At 67.6% G+C, this 769-nt stretch carries 1 protein-coding gene; it reads right to left on the bottom strand.

Annotated features, from left to right (window positions below; translation table 11 throughout):
* The coding region (gene hemA / locus EJC49_RS25480; protein ID WP_126702717.1) for a 5-aminolevulinate synthase at nt 1-769 on the bottom strand (769 nt) is incomplete at both ends.

Below are 769 nucleotides of genomic sequence, written 5' to 3'. Positions count from 1 at the left end.
GCGATGTAGCCGCCGACGACGCCGAAGGCCTTGCCCAGCGTGCCCTCGATCAGCGTCACCCGGTCCATCAGGCCCTCGCGCTCGGCGATGCCGCCGCCGCGCGGGCCGTAGAGGCCGACCGCGTGCACCTCGTCGAGATAGCTCATCGCGCCATGCTTTTCGCAGACGTCGAGAATGTCCCGGATCGGCGCGATGTCGCCATCCATCGAATAGACGCTCTCGAAGGCGACGATCTTCGGCCGCTCCGGCCCGTATTCCGACAGGATCCGGTCGAGGTCCTCGACGTCGTTGTGGCGGAAGATGCGGCGCTCGGCCTTGGACTGGCGGATGCCCTCGATCATGGAGGCGTGGTTGCCGGCGTCCGACAGGATGACGCAGTCGGGGATCGTCGAGCCGAGCGTGCCCAGTGCCGCCCAGTTCGAGACGTAGCCCGAGGTGAACAGGAGCGCCGCCTCCTTGCCGTGCAGGTCGGCCAGCTCGGCTTCCAGAAGAACGTGGTAGTGGTTGGTGCCCGAGATGTTGCGCGTGCCGCCGGCGCCCGCGCCGCAGCGGTCGATCGCCTCGTGCATGGCCGCGATCACCTTGGGGTGCTGGCCCATGCCCAGATAGTCGTTCGAGCACCAGACGGTGACCTCGCGCGTTTCGCCCTCGACATGACGGGTGGCGCGCGGAAACGTGCCGCGCTGCCGTTCGAGATCGGCGAAGACGCGGTAGCGTCCCTCGCCGCGCAGGCCATCGAGCTTCGTGGCGAAAAAGGCTTCGAAGTTCA

This window comes from Aquibium carbonis, assembly GCF_003970795.1.
Lineage (GTDB): Bacteria > Pseudomonadota > Alphaproteobacteria > Rhizobiales > Rhizobiaceae > Aquibium > Aquibium carbonis.
Note: the sequence above shows the minus strand (reverse complement) of the source record. Positions and strands in the feature narration are given on the sequence as shown.